Consider the following 303-nt stretch of genomic DNA (forward strand, 5'->3'; position numbering starts at 1 on the left):
ATGCCGAAGCAGACATCGAAGGCGTCGTTCGGTTGATGGCCCCCGAAATCGAGCGGATCAAGAAGCTCGGGGTGACGGCACTGGTCGAATGCTCGACGGGCGGTGTTGGACGCCGTGCGGATATCGATCTTGCCGTGTCGCTTGCGACGGATTTTCCGATCGTCGTTCCCACCGGCAATTACCGTGAACCCTGGATTCCCGAATGGGTCCGCCAGGCTTCCGAGAAGGAGCTGGAGGCATGGATGCTTCGCGAGCTGACGGAGCAGATCGATGAGACCGGGTTCCAGGCAGGCTGGATCAAGC

Annotated in this window: 1 protein-coding gene; it reads left to right on the forward strand. The window is 60.7% G+C overall.

Annotation, left to right across the window (positions count from 1 at the left end):
* A partial coding sequence (locus tag AF337_RS35220) for a phosphotriesterase family protein (RefSeq protein WP_483150645.1) occupies positions 1–303 on the forward strand: 303 nt, incomplete at both ends.

Origin of the sequence: Rhizobium ecuadorense (assembly GCF_001187535.1) — a bacterium.
Taxonomy (GTDB): Bacteria; Pseudomonadota; Alphaproteobacteria; order Rhizobiales; family Rhizobiaceae; genus Rhizobium; species Rhizobium ecuadorense.